The sequence below is a fragment of the Microbacterium sp. Bi98 genome (genome assembly GCF_918698045.1).
GTDB lineage: Bacteria > Actinomycetota > Actinomycetes > Actinomycetales > Microbacteriaceae > Microbacterium.
The window spans coordinates 219,442-239,137 of sequence record NZ_CAKKLK010000005.1 but is presented as its reverse complement, the minus strand read 5'-3'; the positions used below and the strand labels follow the sequence as shown (position 1 = coordinate 239,137).

The 19,696-nt window shown below is 69.9% G+C and carries 13 protein-coding genes; 3 read left to right on the top strand and 10 right to left on the bottom strand.

Features of this window, described 5'->3' with window-relative positions:
- Positions 1-1,180: S8 family serine peptidase (locus tag LQZ85_RS10600; RefSeq protein WP_230100875.1), on the top strand; the 1,180-nt coding region annotated here is incomplete at its 5' end.
- 116 nt (positions 1,181-1,296) lie between these two features.
- On the opposite strand, the gene LQZ85_RS10595 is transcribed toward LQZ85_RS10600, so the two are convergent.
- The 10 genes from LQZ85_RS10595 to LQZ85_RS10545 form a co-directional block, all read right to left on the bottom strand.
- Positions 1,297-1,929: a hypothetical protein gene (locus LQZ85_RS10595; RefSeq protein ID WP_056276634.1), complete on the bottom strand. Its 633-nt coding sequence runs from the start codon at positions 1,927-1,929 to the stop codon at positions 1,297-1,299.
- Entirely contained in the window at positions 1,926-2,756 is an 831-nt protein-coding gene (locus tag LQZ85_RS10590) for a protein phosphatase 2C domain-containing protein (RefSeq protein ID WP_056276631.1), read from the bottom strand. Before LQZ85_RS10590 ends, LQZ85_RS10595 begins: the two co-directional genes overlap by 4 nt.
- On the bottom strand, positions 2,753-4,525 hold the full coding sequence (locus LQZ85_RS17880; RefSeq protein ID WP_056276628.1) for a DUF5684 domain-containing protein: 1,773 nt from the start codon (positions 4,523-4,525) through the stop codon (positions 2,753-2,755). Before LQZ85_RS17880 ends, LQZ85_RS10590 begins: the two co-directional genes overlap by 4 nt.
- Positions 4,522-7,074: a transglutaminase domain-containing protein gene (locus LQZ85_RS10575; protein ID WP_230100874.1), complete on the bottom strand. Its 2,553-nt coding sequence runs from the start codon at positions 7,072-7,074 to the stop codon at positions 4,522-4,524. Before LQZ85_RS10575 ends, LQZ85_RS17880 begins: the two co-directional genes overlap by 4 nt.
- A complete protein-coding gene (locus LQZ85_RS10570) occupies positions 7,071-8,441 on the bottom strand; it encodes a DUF58 domain-containing protein (protein ID WP_053098662.1) in 1,371 nt (456 codons plus the stop codon). The genes LQZ85_RS10575 and LQZ85_RS10570 overlap by 4 nt, the downstream gene beginning before the upstream one ends.
- Positions 8,438-9,427, bottom strand: coding sequence for a MoxR family ATPase (locus tag LQZ85_RS10565; protein ID WP_222839064.1), 990 nt, complete (start codon positions 9,425-9,427; stop codon positions 8,438-8,440). Before LQZ85_RS10565 ends, LQZ85_RS10570 begins: the two co-directional genes overlap by 4 nt.
- Before the next feature lie 75 nt (positions 9,428-9,502).
- The gene (locus LQZ85_RS10560; RefSeq protein ID WP_056276619.1) at positions 9,503-15,493 is read right to left on the bottom strand and encodes an Ig-like domain-containing protein; all 5,991 of its coding nucleotides are present in this window, start codon (positions 15,491-15,493) and stop codon (positions 9,503-9,505) included.
- Positions 15,493-16,623: a serine/threonine-protein kinase gene (locus tag LQZ85_RS10555; protein ID WP_230100873.1), complete on the bottom strand. Its 1,131-nt coding sequence runs from the start codon at positions 16,621-16,623 to the stop codon at positions 15,493-15,495. The genes LQZ85_RS10560 and LQZ85_RS10555 overlap by 1 nt, the downstream gene beginning before the upstream one ends.
- Before the next feature lie 169 nt (positions 16,624-16,792).
- Complete coding sequence (locus LQZ85_RS10550; RefSeq protein ID WP_056276617.1) at positions 16,793-17,359, bottom strand: DNA-3-methyladenine glycosylase I; 567 nt, start codon at positions 17,357-17,359, stop codon at positions 16,793-16,795.
- Between the two features lie 58 nt (positions 17,360-17,417).
- Complete coding sequence (locus LQZ85_RS10545; RefSeq protein WP_082297970.1) at positions 17,418-18,101, bottom strand: GntR family transcriptional regulator; 684 nt, start codon at positions 18,099-18,101, stop codon at positions 17,418-17,420.
- A gap of 174 nt (positions 18,102-18,275) precedes the next feature.
- Here LQZ85_RS10545 and LQZ85_RS10540 point away from each other — a divergent pair, with 174 nt between their 5' ends.
- Positions 18,276-18,995, top strand: a complete 720-nt coding sequence (locus LQZ85_RS10540) for a GntR family transcriptional regulator (protein WP_230100872.1) — start codon at positions 18,276-18,278, stop codon at positions 18,993-18,995.
- Positions 18,995-19,669 (top strand): GntR family transcriptional regulator, encoded by a 675-nt coding sequence (locus tag LQZ85_RS10535; protein ID WP_056276614.1) that lies wholly within the window; start codon positions 18,995-18,997, stop codon positions 19,667-19,669. The genes LQZ85_RS10540 and LQZ85_RS10535 overlap by 1 nt, the downstream gene beginning before the upstream one ends.
- The last annotated feature ends 27 nt before the right edge of the window (positions 19,670-19,696 follow it).

Here is a 19,696-nt window from a genome sequence, read left to right as displayed (position 1 = left end):
GGTCCCACCCGCCCTCGCACTGCTCGGTGCTGACGAGGCCCACCGCGTCGCCACGGGCCGAGGGGTCGTCGTCGCCGTCGTCGACTCGGGCATCGATGCCGGCAATCCGCATCTCGCCGGAGCCGTGATCGGCGGTGTCGATCTCGTCGGAGACGGCGAGCGGGCTGACGGTCTGACCGACACGACCGGGCATGGCACGGCGATCGCCGGGCAGATCGCCGCACAGCCGGTCGCGGACTCCGGCGTCGTCGGACTCGCGCCCGACGCCCGGCTGCTCTCCGTGCGAGTGTTCCGCAGCGAGCAGCAGCAGGACAAGGACAAGGGGTACGGGCCCACCTCGCAGCGCATCGCGGACGGCATCCACTGGGCGGCCGACAACGGCGCGGACATCATCAACGTCTCGATCTCGCAGACAGCCGACTCCCCCGATCTCCGGGCGGCGGTCGAACACGCGTCCGCCGTCGGCGCCCTGGTCGTGGCGAGCGCCGGGAACAGGGCGTCAGATCCGGACGCGGAAGACGGCGCTCGCTACCCCGCGGCCTATGAGCAGGTTCTCGGGGTCAGCGCGGCCGACGCCACCGGACGCGCGACCGATGACTCGATCCACGGCCCCCAGGTCGGCGTGACAGCCCCCGGAAGCACGGTGCTGAGCGCCGCGGTCGGCGGGGGCGACTGCGTCTTCGCCGCCGATGCCCCTGCCTCGAGCTTCGCGACCGGATACGCGAGCGCGGCCGCCGCACTGGTGGCGCAAGCGCACCCCGAGGATCCGCCCGCCGGCTGGGCGTATCGGCTCACCGCCACCGCGCTGCGAACCGACGCCGACAATCGGGACGACATCGACGGCTGGGGCTTCATCCAGCCGCTCGCCGCCATCGAGCTGCTCCCGGATGAGACGACGCGCGGGCCCGTGAGCCCATACTTCGACACCTCGGAGAGCGCCGTGCGACCGCCCGCAGCCACCGCCGACCCCGACCACGGAGCGTCGCCGTTCCTGCTCACACGGGAGGCCGCGCTGTTCACCGCGATCGGCGGAGCGACTCTGCTCGGTGTGCTCGGCATCCTCATCGTGCTGCGTCGCCGCAGAGAGCAGCCGGTCGTGGATCCGGTCGAGGTCGAACGCGAAGGCGGACTGCTCAACATCCCCGGTCCGGCATCGGGTGACCCGAGCACGTTTCACTGAGACGCGCGGCGCGATGGTCCGCAGCGACACGGCGCGGCCGCTTCAGGGCATCCAGGCGGCCCGGCGGCCGGTGGGAGTGCGCGGACGCTGAGCACGGCTCCGTCAGGGTGAGGGCGTCACCCGAAGACGAAGAAGCCCAGACCCACCAGACCCGCGACGGAGACGACGCAGGCTGCTGCGAACGTGATGAGGGCCGCCCGGCTCCAGCGCAGTCCCTGCTTCGCGACCGACGGGAGATCCGGGTCCACCGTGCGCGTGGGCGCCGCGGCGCCGATCACGACGGGCGGGGCAGAAGGGCCGAGCGGGGCCGGACGCGGCCGGTAGATCTCCGGTGCCGGCGCATCCGTCGGCGCCTCGAACGAGGCGGGCACGTCAGCCTCTGCGCGGTCGGCAGAGTCGTCGCTGTCGGCGGGCTGTTCCGATCTCTTGCGTCGCACACGACGCGGCGTCCGGGAGACGAGCATCGTCGACTCGTCGACAGGGTCGTCCTCCCGATCGGCACCTGGCTCCTCAGCCTCCGCGGGTCTCCGGTCGACGACGACCGTCGCCTCGTCCACGTCATCCGCTGGCTCAGCGGGTTCGGCGACTTCGGCGGGCTCGGCAGGCTCGACGGGCTCAGCGGGCTCGGCAGACTCGGCGGGCTCAGCAGACTCGGCGACTTCGCCGGACTCGGCGACCGGTCTCCCCCGGCGCCGATCGCGTCTGGTCAGCATGACGGTCTCTTCGACCTCGGTCTCGTCGTCCGTCATCTGGCTCGAACCGGGATCGTCGTGCCCTCGAGCATCGAATCGGTCAGCGAGGCGGATGCGGCATCGCGGCCCGCAGTGAGGTCGTCCGAGTGCCCGTTCGCGCCTCCCGAGATCACGTCGATCACGACGACCGACACGTTGTCGCGACCACCCGCTTTGAGCGCCCGGCTCACGAGAGCCGCTGCCGCGGTCTCCGGCCGCCCGTTCATCGTCAGGGTCGCTCGGATCGCCTCGTCGCTCACCTCGCCGCTCAGGCCGTCGGAGCAGATCAGCAGTCGCTCGCCGTCGACCACGGGCAGCAGCCAGCTGTCCGCGGTGCTGTCGGGAGCACCGATCGCCCTCGTGATGACGTTGCGCTGCGAGAACGTCGAGAGATCCTCGGCGCGGAGCTCACCGGCATCCACCAGTTCCTGCCCCAGCGAATGATCGATCGTCAGCTGTGTCAGCTCGTTGCCGTGGTGCCGGTAGACACGGGAATCGCCGACGTTGAAGACGAGCCAGTGCGGCACGCCGTCGTGATCGACGAGAGCGACACCGGTCACGGTGCTTCCTGCGCCGCGCTTGTGCTCGGCGGAGATGTCATCGACCACAGCCGAAGCGCGACTCAATGCCTGTCCGATGTCGGCGACGTCGACCGTCGCCCCGCGAAGCGGCTCGAACGCCTCCACCACCGCAGCGCTCGCACGATCCCCCGCCTCATGCCCGCCCATGCCGTCCGCGACGAGGAAGACCGGAGACGCCACCAGCACCGAGTCCTCATTCGCCGAGCGCGTGAGACCGGTGTCGGTGAGTGACGCGACGCTGAGGACGACCGAGGAGAGCGTCATGAATCGCGCTCCGCGATCACATGCATCCCCACTTCACCGAGGATGAAGCGGCCGTTGCCGGTGACGCTCTCTCCGGGATCGAGCAGGGTCTCGGTGCCGTTCTCCTCGACCACGACGACGCCGTTCGTGGCGTGCAGATCGGTGAGACGCCACTCGTCGTCGTGCACGACGAGACGAGCGTGCGTCTTCGACAGCGTGCGGGTCGTATCGGAGATGGCGAGTCGCTGCTCGCCCGGCTCGCCGATCGGATTGCGGCCGATCACGACGCTGGCGCCGGACAGCGAGAACTTCCGTCCGTCATCGAGCACGAGCGATCGGCGGACTCCGCGCTTGCGGGCGACGACGACGGTGGCGTCGAGGTCCTCGTCGACATCGTGCGTCGGACGCGGTGTGACGACCGTCTTGTCGACGTCGGCCGCGAGGCCTCCGAACGGCATCGCGAGGGGCGCCGGGACGGGTTCCTCGACCGCGGGTGCGGGCGCTGCATCGGCCGGGGGCACCACGGCGGCCGCAGGCACATCCGCGGTGGTCCCCGCAGCCGCGGGGGACGACGGGACAGGACGGATCACCGGCGCCTGCGGCTGTTCATCCGAGAGGCCACCATCTCGGAACGAGGGCGGAGCGGGCCGCACCATCCGCTGCGCCTCTTCGGCGGGAGCCGCGGCAGGCGGGTTCTCCGCCGGCCGCTCGAACTCGGGCACGGGAGCGGATGCCGGGGCCGCCGCCGGCGTCTGTGCCGATTGCTGAGGCACGACGTCGTCGGATACCGGCACCGGCGGCGCGGGTGGCTGCGGCGCCGCCGGAGCCACAGGCGCGCCACCCATTGCGGCCATGATGCCGGTGGTCGGGTGCGCCTCGGTCGGAGCCGGCGGGTTCACGGCGGGTGGCTGCTCCACCGCAGGGGGCTCAGGTGCGCGCACCGGCGCGGGCGGCGCAGGAGGCTGCAAAGCCGGCGCCTGAGGAGCCGCAGGCTGAGGAGCCGCAGGCTGAGGAGCCGCAGGCTGAGGAGCAGGAGGCTGAGGAGCAGGAGGCTGCTGCGCGAAGGACGAGGCGGGCGGCTGCGGCGGAGCGAATGATGCCGCCGGCGCACCCTGCACCGGGGGCTGTCCGGCGACGGGAACCGGCGGGGCGCCCGGGACGGGAGGCGCGCCCCACCCTGAACCCGCGGGACCACCGCTCGCCGCGGCTGCGGTCGCAGTCCGGTCGGGCTGCACGGCCGGACGGCTCGGTGCGGCGTAGTCGGGGAACACGGGCGCGGGGGCGTCAGGCTGGCTCTGGGTATGCGGAGCCAGGGACGGGATCGTGTATCCCGATGCGTCCCTCGCCGGGGTGGCCGTGGGCTGCGAGCTTCGGCGCGGGCCGGGCTGCAGAGCGGCCAGCCGTTCGCCCTCGGGATACGGCGGGGCGCCCCAGGCGAGAACCGTCGCCCAGACCGGAGGTAGAAGGATCGCGAGCACCGTCATTCCCGCACCGCGACCGAACCTCCGATTGATGCGGTGGGTCGCGACGACCTTGAGGTAGATGCCGTACAGCTGCACGATCGGGATGAAGTAGAACACCACCGACCACGCCGGCACTCCGCCGCGCGCCAGGATCTCCGCCTCGTTGAGGATGGGGACCCAGCCCTTCCACCCCTCTCCGTCGATGCGCGGGAAGAGGCGCGACAGCGCCAGCGCGTACCAGACGTAGACGGCGAGGCCGATGAGCACGCCGACGCCGCCGACGATGGCGAGCATCGTGACGTAGCCGGTATCCACGGGCGCGATCATGAGTTCCCCTTCTTCCGGTCGCCGGGCGACCAGGTCAATCCGAGCGTAGCGAGCACAGGCACGGCGGCCATGAATCCACGACCGTTCGCGCCCCGTATGCGACCGACGAACGACGTCGGTCGCACGCGCATGACGATGCGATGCCACCATCTGCCTGCCGCTGCGAGCTCCGTCCGCTCGGCGTCGACGATCTCCCAGGCGGCGCGCGCATCCTCGTCCGTCGGAGGATGCTCGGCGAACACGGCGCGATCGACGATCTCTGCCAGGCGGTCCGCTGCCTCTCGGTCGGTCGAGAGTGCGCGCTGGATGCGGGTGCCTTCGGCATCCATCGGCACATCGTGGTCGGCGTACACGTCGACCAGCTCCTCCCACGCCCCGGCGAGACGCACCTCGGGATCTTCGGCGGTTCGGCGGACCCTGGCTCGCTGCCGTTTGGCCAGCAGCAGCACGAGGAAGGGCAGCGCGAGCAATGCCAGCGCGAGCATGCCGAGCCCCACAGCGCGGAGGATCGGCAGCAGGACGGCGAGCACCTCTGACTGCGGCGACTCGAGTGGAGGCGCGTCATTGTTGGAATCGCTCTGCGCCTGAGGCGGATCCAACGCCTCCGACCGGGGCTGCTCGGGCACCGTGGGATGCTCGGGCAGCTGCTCGCCCTCGGTGATGGAACTCGGAAGCATCGCGTACTGCGGTGTGGTGTCGACCGGCATCCACTCGCCGCCCGATCCTCTCACCTCGACCCAGGCGCTCATGTTCGCGCCCGTGCAGGTCTCCGTGCAGGCGGGAATGCCGGGCACCTCTTCTGCGGCCGCAAGGCGCGCACCGATCACGACTCGGGACTCGAGCCCCCAGTGCTCGGCGAGAAGCGCCGCTGCCACTGAGAACTGCTCATCGTCGCCGACCGCCGACACGAGCAGCTCGGGCGCGGCATCCGAGCCTGCCCTGCGCTCCTGTTCGAGCAGGTCGGTGAACAGCTCCTCGATGCGGGCCGCGGAGTGTCCCGCATAGCTGGGTGCGAAAGCGTACCCCTCGGACTCCTTCAACGAGGCGATCCATCCCGCCGCCGCCTCATCGTCGATCAGCGCGTGGCTGAGGTAACCGCGGGAGCGCAGGCGGTCGATGATCTCGAGATACCCTGCCCCAGTGCGGGGCTGCTCCTGCATCTCGGCCCACTCGGTGAGCGCGGGATACAGGTCGGTGTCGAGGTTCGAGGCACCGCCCTGCACGGCGGTGATGTCGCCGGGGCTCGCCGGGGCGTCCACGAGCACTCTGTAGCGATCGCCCGGAACGAGCCCTTCTCCCCCGCCGGGCGCCTCTGCCACGGTGATCGCCGTGTCGCCGCCCGAGTTGACGTGGAACCCGTCGGCGAGCGCTTCGGCGCGCGCACCCGAGAAGTCCGGCGCCTCGGCGAGACCGGCCGGCGAGGGGACCCAGATGCCTCGATAGGCGTCGCCGATCGTGATCCCGAGCGACACGCGGCCCTCGCCGGGCATCGCACTGCGGGGCAGCCGGCTGAACCGGTCGTCCGGCGCGATGTGGAAGTCCTCGCCGTCGTACGAGTCGAGGGTGACGAGCCGGAGGCGCTCCAGCGCTCCAGGATCACCCTCCACCTGCACGACCGTGTCATCGAGAGTGCTGCCGGCGAACCACGACCGGTAGGCGCTGAGGGGGCTCGCCTGCTGCTGCACGACGATCATCGGCTCGACCTCGTCGCGCAGAACGGAGCGGTCGCTCCAGCCGGCCGCGGCGGGCGCCACCGCGAAACCGGCGACGAGGGCGATCACCGCGAGACCGGCCGACAGGAGATGCCGACGGATCGTCAGCCACACCGGGGTCGCCCGGCGCGAGATGTTCGCCGCCGCGACGGTGCGCAGCGCCTGTGCCCGCTGAAGCCGCGAGCGTCCGACCAGCCAGACGAGAGAGACCACGAAGAGCGCGACGCCGATCAGCCATTCCCGAGGAGCGGGAAGCGCGACGCCGAGCACTGAGACCGGAGCCGTCGTGCCGCTCACACCGAAGGCGATGCCGAAGACGCTCATCGCGGTCACGACGGGAACCGCTATGGTCGCCCGACGTCCGCCTTCGAGCACGAGCAGAGTGGCGATGAAGGAACCGAACAGCATGACCACGAGGAGCGGGATGAGCACCGCCTGGTACTCACCGAGGGGCGGGTTCAGCGTCAGCATCTGCTTCCAGCCGAGCACCACCCCCAGCACCGCGTCGCGGATTCCGCCCAGGAACGCGGGAAGCGACGAGAGCGCCGATGGGATGGCGAGCGGAACCGAGACGACCAGATAGACGCCGGTCACCGCGAGCGCACCGATCAGCAGCCCCCACCGCAGCAGCCGGGTCAGCACGGCGACGACCATGCCCAGCAGGCCGCCGATCAGACCGACCGCCAGCGCCCGGGGGGACTCGTACACCGGCCATGCAGTCGCCGTGGCGAGACCGATGCCGACCAGCACGTATCCGAGAGACCAGAGGGTCAGAGCCGAGAGCGCGAACGTCCGGCGCGACCTCGCGACGCCGCGCCGCGGACCCGCGGCGCTCATCGCAGTGCTCCGCGGGCGAGCATCTGCGGAAGGTCGCCGAGTGCGCCCAGCGTCATCACGGCGAGTTCGCGCGCCGTGCGCAGGGTGGGCTGCTCGCCGAGTTCGCTGCGCACCGCGACCGCCTCGACTGCCGCCGGCAGCGTGATGGCGGCGTGGCGCAGACGCTCGAGCGGCATGCGCGAGCCCGTCATCAGGAATCCGATCGACAGGTCGGGGTAGGACTGGGCGGTGAGCGCGGCGACCGCCTCGAGCCGCATCACGCGGTCGGCCGGATCGATGGTCGAGGTGGCATCGAGGAGGGCCTTGGGAGTCACCGTGGGAAGAGTGCGTATCGACAGCAACTCGGCACGGCTGTGCTCGGGGATCTCGTTGCTCACCGAGAAGAGCACGTCACGACCGTCGCGCACACCCTGCAGGGCGAGGGATGCGGCGGCGCTGACCGTGTTCTCGAACTCGTCGTCGCTCTCGTACGACTCGCTGTCGAGGTCGAGGATGATGGCGATGCGAGCGTGCCGCGACTCCTCGTACTGACGCACCATGAGCTTGCCGGTCTTGGCGGTCGACTTCCAGTGCACGTGCCGCTGCGAATCGCCCACGACGTACTCGCGCACCGCGTGGAACGAGAGGTCGGCATCGACGAGGGTCGAACTCGGCGTGCCCTCGAGATCGCGGATGAGACCGGCGCTGGTGCTGGGCAGGCGCACCGTGACCGGATGCACGTGGATGCGCTGGACATCGGGCCAGCGCAGCTCACGGCGCAGGATGCCGATCGGATCACCGCGGGTGATGGTCATGGGGCCGACGTCGATGACACCGCGGCGGTGCGCGGCGATCGTCAGCTGCTCGCGATGGTGGGCGGCGGGGCGCAACAGGGGGACGTGCGCTTCGACGAGCCCCTCCCCCACGGGAACGTCGACGATGCCGGGCAGCGACAGACGCTCGCTGTTGTTGCGCACGTCGAGCGTCGCACCGATCTCTGCACCGGCGACCACGCGGTCGCGGTCGAGGGTCAGCTCGATGCGATAGTCGTGGGTGCCGAGGATGAAGGGGATGCAGGCGATCAGCAGCACGAGCGCGATCGCCGCCACCGCCCACGCCTCGACCCAGCCGAACAGCAGCCCGGCGGTGACGCACAGGACCAGCGCCGCGACGACCAGCATCCCGGCGGATGTGACCGTCTCACGCACCCACGCGACAGCCGCACGGGTTGCGCGCTCCGTGCTGCGAGCGGCCCGACGCACGCCGAAGACGGCGCCGCGGACGGGGCCGCGGCGCGTGCGGTCGTAGCGCGTGACCGTCGACGTGCGCGTCGACGTGCTGGTGCCCGCCGTGGTGCGCGTCAGACGGGACTCGGTGCTGAAGCTCACGCAGTGCCGTTCTCGCGGGGCGGCTCGACGTCGAGCAGGATCTGCCCCACCACGGCGACCGCGGTGACGCCGTCGAACTCGGCCTCCGGCTCGAGCACCAGGCGGTGCGCGAGGGCGACGACGGCGAGCTCTCGGACGTCGTCGGGGGTGACGAAGGTGCGACCGTTCTTGGCAGCCCACGTCATCACGAGACGTGACAGGGCGAGGGCTCCTCGCACACTGGCACCGAGGCGGACCTCGGACGCTCGACGCGTCGCATCGACGATGCGCATGATGTAGTCGGAGACCAGCGGGTTCACGTACACGCCGCGGGTCATCTCGGCCATCGTGAGGATGGTGTCGACGCCGACGATGCCGTCGAGCACGTGCTTCGGCTGGGCTGCTCCCTGGAGGATGCGCATGGTCGCGGCTTCGTCGGGGTATCCGATCGACGTCTTGATCATGAAGCGGTCGAGCTGCGCCTCGGGCAGACGGTAGGTGCCGCCCTGCTCGATCGGGTTCTGCGTCGCCATCACGAGGAACGGCGATCCGACCGGCCGCGTGACGCCGTCGACCGTGACCGTGCCCTCTTCCATGACCTCCAGCAGCGCCGACTGCGTCTTCGGGCTCGCCCGGTTGATCTCGTCGGCGAGCACGATGTTCGCGAAGACGGGACCGGCGTGGAACTCGAAGGCGCCCTCCTTCTGGTCGTAGACGGTGATGCCCGTGACATCGCCGGGGAGCAGGTCGGGCGTGAACTGGATCCGGGTGCTCGTTCCCGTCACGGTCTGCGCGATCGCCCGCGCGAGAGCCGTCTTGCCTGTGCCGGGGAAGTCCTCGAGCAGCACGTGGCCGCCGCTGACCGCCGCGGCGAGCACGAGCTCGATCACGTGCCGCTTGCCGAGGATCGCCTGTTCGACGTTGGCGGTGAGGATCGAGAACGTCTCGGCGAACCAGGCGGCCTGTTCGGCGGCGATGGTCACGGGAGCAGCGGAGGGAGCAGGCATAGGGCAACCGTATTCGTCTCTGGCACCTGCGGTGTGCAGGGCGGTGGGGAGGAGGGAGTCGTCATCGCGGCGGGTTCATCCGGCAGGATCGGCGGGGTCGGCGGGCTTGTCGGAGTCCTTCGGATCCTCCGGCTCCGGCTCCGGTTGCGTGCACAGCGTCACGCGGTGCGTGATCGGCTTGAGCGAACTGAAAGCGCCCGTCCACGTGATCTTCATGTCGACCATGGAGATGCCGTCGACGATCCTCGGAGTCACGGCGAGGGAGTACGACCCGCGGGCGGCAGGGCTGACGACGAACGCGTCATCCGGGTTGGCGGGCACGCACTCGCGGAACTCGACCGCCACCGTCGTCGGCGCCGTCCGGGGCGAGATCTCGACCGAATCGGAGCAGTACTCCCGCAGCACCGCGTGGCAGGAGCGCGCCCCGACCGGCAACGGTGATGAGTCGGTGCTCAGCTGGAAGTCCGACCGCCAGGACCCGTACATGTAGTACTGCGGAACGAAGCCGTCTCGCACGGCGATGTCGGGCGCCGACTCGAGCCGGTAGGAATAGCGGTTGTCCTGGACCGACGGCTGGGTGGCGATCGTGTAGCTCGTGTTGCCCTTCGGGCCTTCCACGAAGGTGAACGTGAAGACCTGGGTGGTCGCCGACTCGGCGACGCCGAAGCCGTTCGATGCGCACGCCTTCACGTTGTAGGTCGAGTACTCGGCGAGCTTGGTGAGTGTGGGCGACGAGGACTGCGCCTCCGCACCCGAGACCTGCAGACGACCGTCGCCGTCAGCGGTGCAGCTCGCGTTGCCCGATCGCCAGGCGAGGTACACGACGTCGATGCCGAGGGCGCTGCCGTTCGGCTGCGCAGCCACTCCCGAGACGTCGATCGAGGTGTTCGACGTCGCGGTCGCGCGTGCTCCCGAGGGGTCGAAGTAGACGGTTCCCGCAGCGGTGACGGACGTGCGGAAGGCTCCGCCCTCGTTTCCACCATCGCCCGTCGGCGGCTGGAACTGGCTGATCGGGACGATCGTGATGTTCTGCGGGCCCGGCGCCAGCGCGATGTCGGCCGTCGTCGTCGCGCCGGTGCGGTTGATGACCTGCCCGGTCTCCTCGATGCGGAACGCGAGGGAGTCGTCCGACGCATCGACCGCGAGAGCGACGATGCCGCGCCCGCGCTCCGTGCTGCCGGGGCGATAGACGGGTGTGGCGTTCGCCTTCGACACCACAGGGGCGGCGTACGCCCAGCTGGTGTGCGGTGACGTCGCCGCCGATGTGCCGACCGCGTTGACGGCCGCCGCGGTGAAGACGTGCGGCGCTCCGTTGACGAGTCCGTTCACCGTGCACCGGTAGGCACCTGCCGCCGGGCTGCACGACGCGTTCGCCGGCGCTCCGTCCTGCAGGATCTCGACCCCCGTGACGCCGGGGTGCGCGCGACCGGCCTCGCCGAGGGGCACGTCGAGCACCACGGTCGAGCGGGTGAATCCGACCGTCGTGACGCTGGCGGGTGCCTGCGGGAAGCCCTGCAGATCGAGGGTCAGGGTTCCGGTGCCGGTGCGCCCCTGCGCATCCTGCACGACGAAGGGGATGATGCACTGTCCACCCGGTGCCTGCCCTCCGCCGGGCCAGCTCGCCGTGATCGCCTTGCTTCCCGAGGTCGAGATCGACGCGACATCGCATCGTGTGCCCCCGCCGAGGGACATCAGTCGGAGGCCCGATCCGGGCTTCCCGGCGAACGGGTCGTACTCCCCGGCGACGTCGACGACGTCGATGGTGCAGCTGGGGTTCGTCACGATGCACTGCTTCGTGAAGGTCGCGCCGCGCGGCGCATCCGGCGGCGCTGCTCCGACGACGAGGCGGACGGATGCCGACGGCTCGCCGTACTGGGGCACCGTGACGCTGACGTTCTCGGCGTTGCCGGGTCGCGCGTCTGCGCGTGCCTCGATGGTCAGCTGAGGCCCGTTTCGGGTGACGATGAAGGCCGAGCCCGAATAGACGATCCGGTACTCGAGGGATCCCGCGTCACCCTCACGTCCGCCCTCCCACGCGGCCATGTTCGCGTACATGTCGACCGTCTCGGTGGTTCCGGGGGCGATCGTGTGCGAGATCGACGACAGCAGCAGCTGCGGCTCGGCAGGACGGATGCTGATCGGCACGTCGATGAACGACCAGCGCTCCTGCCCCTGCAACCGCACCTGGACCAGGCAGGTGTCCGACCATGGCGCTTCACGGCCGGCGCGATACGTCACGCTGCCTGCACCCTCGGCGGAGCACGACGCGGCCGCCCGCTGCGCGGTGAACTGCCCGGATCCCACTTCGAGGGCATCTGAGGAGGTCAGGTCGACGTAGTCGGCCGCATCGAACGAGACCGAGGCGTCCTCGTCGACCACGACAGGAGTCGAGGCGGGCTTGAGCTGGACCTGCATGTCGTCGAAGGCGGGTATGCGCAGGAACCCGTAGGCGACCACTGCTCTGCCGCCCGATCCCTCGCCCTTCAGCTGGAACGGAACGAGCGCGCCGTCTTCAGGGGCGGCGCCCACGATGCGGTTCCCCTGAACAGTGAACCCGGGCTGGTCGCCCCACAGGCTCAAGGTGAGGGAGGAGGCGTCACCCGAGGGCCAGCTGACACGATCGGTCACGACGTCGATGCCGCGATCCGGGAGCTCCTCCCGATCGCGCGCAGTGAGCACCGTGTCGGCGACGCTCGGCTGGTCGGCGACCGCACCGTCGGTCACGGTCACGACGATGAGACCCTGCGACGTGCTGGATGTGCGAGTGGACCTGACCGTATAGAAGTAGGAGTTCGTGCCGGCGGTGTCCCCCGCGCGCAGCACGACACGGCCGTCTTCGAGAGAGGTGTCGGGATCGATCAGCGCGTTCAGGCGGTCGTAGAGCGGATTCCCCTTGACCGGTGGCGCGTTCGGCACGAGTTCGGTGATCTCGAGCTCGCTCTGCGCCGGATCGAGGTCGTTGAGACGCGGGTCGAGGACGATCGGTGTCGTCGACCCGGCCTCGACGCGCACGTAATCGCTGAAGGTCACGGGCGCCGCGTCATCGATGTCCGCGTCGAGCACGCCGACGCGGACGGTGCCCGTCCCCTGCTCGCCCTGCGGGTCGCGCACCGTGTAACCGAAGCTCACCTGACCGCCGTCGACACCGCCCGCGGGCGCCCGGTAGACGATCGCGTCGCCGTCGGCCGAGATCGTCGCCGTGCCCGCACCCTTCTGGGGCTGGTCGACGCCCGCGAGCACGACTCGATCGCCATCGCTGTCCATGCCGGTCGAAGGCACGGGCAGCGACACGGTCTGACCGCTGAGGACTCGGCCGGTCAGGGTCGACGGCGTCGGGGCACGGTTGGTGCCCGGAGGCACGACCGTGACCGTCACGACACCGTTGTCGGCGAGGGCGGGGTTGCGCTCGAGTGACACCGAGTACGACAGACGGTAGGTGCCGGGCGTCGTGGGTGCGAGGTAGCGCAGCGCGTTGCGGTCGGCGAAGACGAGCTCACCCGATTCGCCCGAGCCGGTCACCTCGGGGAGAACGACCAGGGGCTCCCCTCGCGGCGCCACGTCGTTGGCCGTGACAGCGATACGCGTGAGCGAACCTGCGCGCACGGTGATCGCATCGGGGAAGACGATCGGACGCGTCACCGTCGACGGCGGCGTGAGGAAGACCGTGACGGTTCCCTGCACTGCGGCGCCGGTGCCGTCGGCGATCGTCACGGTGGCCTTGCCGATCACCCCGGGCTCGCCGTCCTCCGTGGTGCCGTTCACCCGGATGCTCTCGTTGCCGACCACACGCACGCCGAGCTGCGGCGTCGAGCTCACCGCATCGGCCAGCATCAGCACCCGACCACTGGTGTTCTGCACGGCGCGGATGACGTCGACCGTCGTGTCCTCGCCCTCGCGGACGAACGCGGTCAGCGGTGCCATCGCGAGGCCCGCGGATCCGTCGACCGCGGTGATGCGGATGACGGCCGACTGCTCGGCCTGGGTGGTGACATCCTGAGCCGTGTAGGTGACGACGTACTGCCCCGGTTCGGCCACCGTCATCTCGACGGTGCCGGATGCCGCGTTCGGGTTGACCTCGAGTCCCTGCGCGGTCGCCGCAGTCTGCACGGCGTCGACGAGACGATACGAACCGGAGCCGCCGGACAGATGATCTGAGATGCGCACCGATTGGAGCTCCCCGACACGCGCCGTCAGCGCGACCGGCGAGGCGACGAGAGCCGGGCTCCCTGTGACCTGCACATCGAGGGTCTTCTCGGCGGTCGCGCCGTGCACGTCCTCGACCACCACGGTGACCGAGATCACGGCATCTGCGGCGTTCGGGTCGGTGTGGCGGATGGCCACCCGCCCGTCGGCCATCGGCACGACCATGACGGGCGACGAGGAATCGGTCTCGTAGGCATCGCTGAGCACGAACGGATCGCCCTCGGGATCGACCCAGCCCGACAACGCCGAGACGACCGTGCTGCCGCCCGGAAGGAGCTGGGGCGTCGGCCACTCCTGCTGGCAGGCGTCGACTCCGCACCACACGGGCGCGGAGTTCGCTCCCGGATCGACGACGGTCAGGGTCACGGTCGCCGGAGCCGACACCGCGGCGCCGTCGGTGACCGCATATGTGAAGCTCGCCTGCCCCGAGCCCGCCTTGACGTCGACCACCAGCGACTGCCCGTTCGCGACGAGAGTCAGGTCACCGAACGCCGGGTCGCCGAGCCCGCCCGAGACCGATTCGGGATCGATCGACAGCACGTCCTTCTTGTTCGGATCGTGGTCGTTGAGGAGCACCGGCAGGATCACCTGCTCGCCCGCACGGACACCGAATGCGTCGTCGACGGCGACGGGCGGCATCTGCTCGGCCACGTCCTCGACGATGATCGTGCCCTCCTGCTGCTCGGTGTCGTCTTCGATCGCCCACTGCTCGAGCGGGATGAGCACGCCGTCGGGGGCCGTCCAGATGAGTCCGGTGCCGATCTCGCTCAGCACCGCTCGATCGCCGTTCTCCTGGAAGACCGGTTCGATCGTCGAAGAGTCGAGGGCCTCGTCCGGAACACGCAGCGGAACGGTCTCGCCACCTGCCCACAGAGTGCCCGCACCCGTGTCGAGCCAGGCGGCATAGACCTCGCCGTCGACGACGACCGGCGTCGCCGGCACGCCCGACGCGTCAGCGACCCGCTCCGACTCTCCGGAATCCAGATCGACCGACACGAGTCCGTCGGAGTCGGCGATCGACACGTTCTCGCCCGACTCAGCGCCCTCCTGGAGACGCGCGTCCTCAGCGACGTCCAGCTCCACGGGTTCGTCGCGCCCCTGCAGCCACAGCTCGCCGGTGCCCGCCTGGAGCATCGCCCAGCGGTCGCCCACGACCGTGACGAGGAGGCCCTCTGCGGCATCCGGAGCCTGCGAGACGGACTCGGGATCGCCGAGGAAGCGGTGCTCGTCGATGTCGAACCGGCGGATCGCGCCCTCGTCTGCGGAGAAGAGCACCAGCAGGCCCGCGGGCGACAGCCCGATCGCATCCGCCGTGTACGTCGGAGGGTCCTCGCCCTCCTCGACCTCGACGCCCGCGAACGGGTCGACGAGAGCAGTGGCGGCACCCGCCTCGAGAGTGGTGACCGATACCTGGCCGGTGTCGGTGCGATACGCCACATAGGCACCGGCCGACAGGATCTCCCGCGTGCCCGCCGGCGTCGGCTCGGAAGCGATCGGCGTGCCTTCATCCGACGCGTCGGAGAGCAGGTCGGCGGGATTCGCGGGGTCGAGATCCCACCGCTGCCTGTTGCCCTGGGCGTAGATGACGGCCGCCGAGCCGCTCTGCCAGACGGCCTCGGGATCGTCGACGTTGCGCACGGTGTCGATCTCGGCGAGCTCGGTGTTCACGCGGGCGTACTGGCCGCTGTCGCGCATGACCCAGACGGACGACTCGAGGCGGGGCACCTCCTGCGACTGGTATCCCTGGGCCGTGATGGCGAGCGTGAGCACCACCGCCAGGGCGGCGACACCCGAGATGGCCGCGATCAGGCGTCCGCGCGATCGGGGGTTCGCCTCCGCGCGAGCGCGGTCGCCGATGGCCATCACAGGACCCCGGTCAGGTAGAGCACGCCGACGCCGACGCCACCGAGGACCGCTGCTCCGATCAACGCGCCGATCACGCCGGCGACGAGGGGCGAGCGGGTCTTCGCACGCGCGGCGGGCAGTTCGTCGCGGTCGCGCGGCATCGCCTGCTGCTTCGCGGCGCGCACTGCACGTCGCGAGTCGGGGGCGACGGTGGTGATCACCGGGCCGCGGGCGCTGGAGTCGGAGAAGCTGACGGGCGCTGCTGCGGCCCATTCAGCGGACGCCGCCTCGAAGGCCGTCGGGTGCAGACCCAGCTCGAACTGCGCCCAGCGCAGGCGTTCCGCGAAGTCGGCCATGCTTGCGAACCGTCTGGCCGGATCACGGTGCATCGCGGTCGCGAAGATCTCGTCGATGATCGGCGGGATGCCGGGTATCGGCACCGCGGTATAGCGCGCCTTGATGATGCGCTCGGTGAGCTGGTCGCGGGAGTTGGAGCCTCGGTCGGCGCGTTCGAACGGGCTTCTTCCCGCGAGGAGCGTGTACAGGGTGGCTCCGAGGCTCCAGATCTCGCTCGGGACGGATCCGGAGACGCGCTCCTGCAGCACCTCCGGCGAGCTCCACGGCACCGACATCGCGATGGTCTCTCCGTCGCCCTCGTCGATCACGGCGGCCGCGATGCCGAAGTCGGCCAGCACGGGGGCGCCGAGGGAGTTGATGAGCACGTTGGACGGCTTGATGTCGCGATGCAGGAGTCCGGCCCTGTGCACGGTCTCGAGGGCGCCTGCCATGCGCACGCCCGTGTCGAGCACCTCGGCGAGCGCCAGCGGCGCCTTCTTGTACCGGGCGCTCATGGTGTCGGGGCAGTACTCCATCGCGAAGTACGGCCGACCGTCTGCAGAGATGGACGCCTGATAGATGGTGACGATCGAGGGGTGGGCGCTGAGCCGCGCGGAGATGTCGGCCTCGACGTTGAAGGTGCGGAGAACCTCGCGGTTCACGGCATCCGCCAGCAGCACCTTCACAGCGGCGACGCGTCGCGGCATGTCCTGTTCGTAGAGGAAGACATCTGCGAACCCGCCGGATCCGAGCGGACGCACATAGCTGTACCCCGCCAGCGTCGGCGGTGTCGATGCCATGCGCGTGGCCACCCATGCTCCTCACGGTCGGTCGGGAGACCGCGCTCTGCATGATCCCTGCGCGCCGCGCTGGGCGATCCCCCCGACCACGAGTATATCGAGGGTGTGGACGATCCCGAAGGCGGGCGATCGCCCCGGCACTCGCCCCGACACGGCGGGCGCGCCCAGCACGCCTCGGTGGTCAGGCGCGCCAGCACCCGACGACATGATCGTCGACCATGCCCGCGGACTGCATGAGCGCGTACATCGTCGTCGGACCCACGAATCGGAAGCCGCGACGACGCAGTTCCTTGCTCATCGCCGTCGACTCCGGCGTCACCGCCGGAACATCCGCGAACGATGCGGGCCGCGGTCCCGATGCCGGCGCGAACGACCACATCAGCTCATCCAGCTCGCCGTCTGCCATCGAGCGCACGATTCGGGCGTTGCCGATGGTGGCCTCGATCTTCGCCCGGTTGCGGATGATCCCCGCGTCCGCCATGAGCCGCTCGACGTCGGATCGGTCGAACTCGGCGACCCGCTCGGGCTCGAAGCCGACGAAGACCTCGCGGAACCGGGGGCGCTTGCGCAGGATGGTGATCCACGAGAGCCCCGCCTGAAACCCCTCGAGGGCCATCTTCTCGAACAGCGCCCGGTCGCCGTGGAGCGGGGTGCCCCATTCCTCGTCGTGATACCGGCGGTATTCGGCGTCGTCGCCCACCCACCCGCATCGGTCGCGGAGGTCGGGGCCGGCGATCAGAGACGTCATGAGCCCACGCTAGCCGCCGCCACCGACACGGCGGGTGATCCCGGCTCTCCTGCCGGGACTACGCAGCGGCCTCTGCGGGGCCGGATCCGAGCGCGTCGATGAACGACGTCGAGAACCCGTCGAGAGCTTCGCGCGCCGCGGCAGCATCCTGTCGTTCGATGGCGGCGAGGGCGGCGGAGAGGAGACGGCGGCGGGAGGCCCGATCCGTGTCGAGATCGATGCCGTGGTGGCGGGCCGTCTGCGGATCCACGAACAGCCGCAGCGGGTCGATGTGGTCGCGGGCGAGGCGGGGGCCCAGACGGCCGAGCTCCCGCGAGATGAGGATCTCGGAGAGCTCGAGGTAGCCGAGCAGCTCGCAGGTCTCGTCCGCCAGTCGCGTCGACTGCTGGTGCGTGCGCACGGGCGGGCCGATGCAGCTCTTCTCGACGATCAGGCGACCGACGACGTGGGCGCGCTCGATCATGTCAGCGCGCGACCACTCCGCCACACGAGTTCCGGCGCTCGGAGACACCTGGACGAACCGCATCTCGACAAGCCGTTGCAGCGCCTCGCGCACCGGCGTCCGGGAGACGGCCCACGCGTGGGCGAGCAGATCGAGCCGCAGTCGCTGGCCGGGCGGGATGCGGCCGCTCACGATCTCGGCGAGCAGGCGCTCGTATGCGAGACCGCTGAGAAGCTGCGGGCGCAGTTGGTCCTCGAGGGAGCCCATGGGCATGATCACATCGCTCTCATCAACTAACATATTGGATGATTAGAGGATGACATAAGTTAGCCGTGGACACAAATCATCTGATATTTCAATGCTCGGGCACCCTGCCTGAAGTCGTCGCCTCATCCACCGAGAGACAGGGCATGGGTATATATTGCGGGCGATTGATATATCAGGTACCCAGATGATTCCGACTAGCATTGACCCATGCCTGTGCCCAAGACCCCGGCGCAAATGCCCCGAAAGCTGCTGCGCGACCAGATCTTCGACACGCTTCTGGATGCCATCGTCGCCGGTGACCTGGCCGCAGGAGAGCCGATCTCCGACAAGCAGCTCGAGAGCTGGTTGGGCGCCTCGCGCACGCCGATCCGGGAGGCGGTGAACCGGCTCGCCGGCATGGGGCTGATCGAAGTGCTTCCGCAGCGGGGCACCCGCATCGCACCTCTCGATCCCACGAGGTTCGCAGAGGAGATGGAGATGCTCGGCGTCGTGTACTCGGCGACGGTGCGCGAGGCTGTCCCGCTCCTCACCGACGCGGACCGGACGCAGATCGCCGACCTGCACACGACGCTGAGCCGGACCTCGAACGCCCTCGAACGCGCACGGATCGTGAACAACCTGATGAACGTGTTCGTCGACCGCTACCGCAACACCCTCGTTCAGCGCATCCGCGAGAAGTCGGTGCCGCACGTCACCCGGATGATCACCGCTCGACCCGGCGCACTCGACGCGACCGACACATCGGCCGCGCTCGACGCGCTTGCCTCCGCCGCCGCCACAGGGAACGCGGATGCCGCAGCCGTGGCCGCACAGGCGTACTTCACTGCAGGGGCCGCAAGCGTGCAGGCACGAGATGCGGCCGAATCGAGCCCGCAGGTCGCTGCTGGCGCCGATACAGCTGAGCGGCGCGGAAGCGAGGACGCGTGATGCCCACGAGGGACACACCTCCGCCGCGGCGGCTGCTTCGCGACGAGGTCTACGACACGATCCTCGGGGCGATCCTCGACGGGACGCTGGAACCCGGGGAAGTTCTCCACGACGAGGAGCTCATGACGTGGCTCGGGTCGTCCAGAACCCCGATCCGCGAGGCGCTCAATCGACTCGCCGAGGAGGACGTCGTCGAGTTGGTGCCGCACCGTCACACCCGGGTGGCCCCGGTGAACGTCGCGGCGATCAACGAGAGCCTGTTCGTGATCGGAGTGATCCACGAGCACCTTGCCCGCACCACCACCGCCGACCTCGCGGATGCGCATATCGCCGACCTGCGTCGCGAGCTGGCGCATGTCGAGGATGCGGTGGATGCAGATGACGCGGCCGCTCTCGGACGAGCGATCCGCCGGTATTTCCTCGTCGTCGTCCGCGCCGCGACGAACTCCGTGCTGCGAGCGAAGGCCGAGACCCTGTCGCTGCAGCTGGTGCGCTTCCTCACGCCTCGCGAGAACCTCGTCACGCCTCTCCAGGCGCGCGATTTCATCCGCGCGATCACTGCAGCGGCCGAAGCCCGTGACGGCGAACGAGCCGGAGATCTGATCCACGAGCTGCACGCCGCGACGCGCGTCAACTTCCTCGAGTACTACCGCGAGCCGGATCCCGCGAACTGAGCGCGGCTACGGCTACGGCTACCGCGC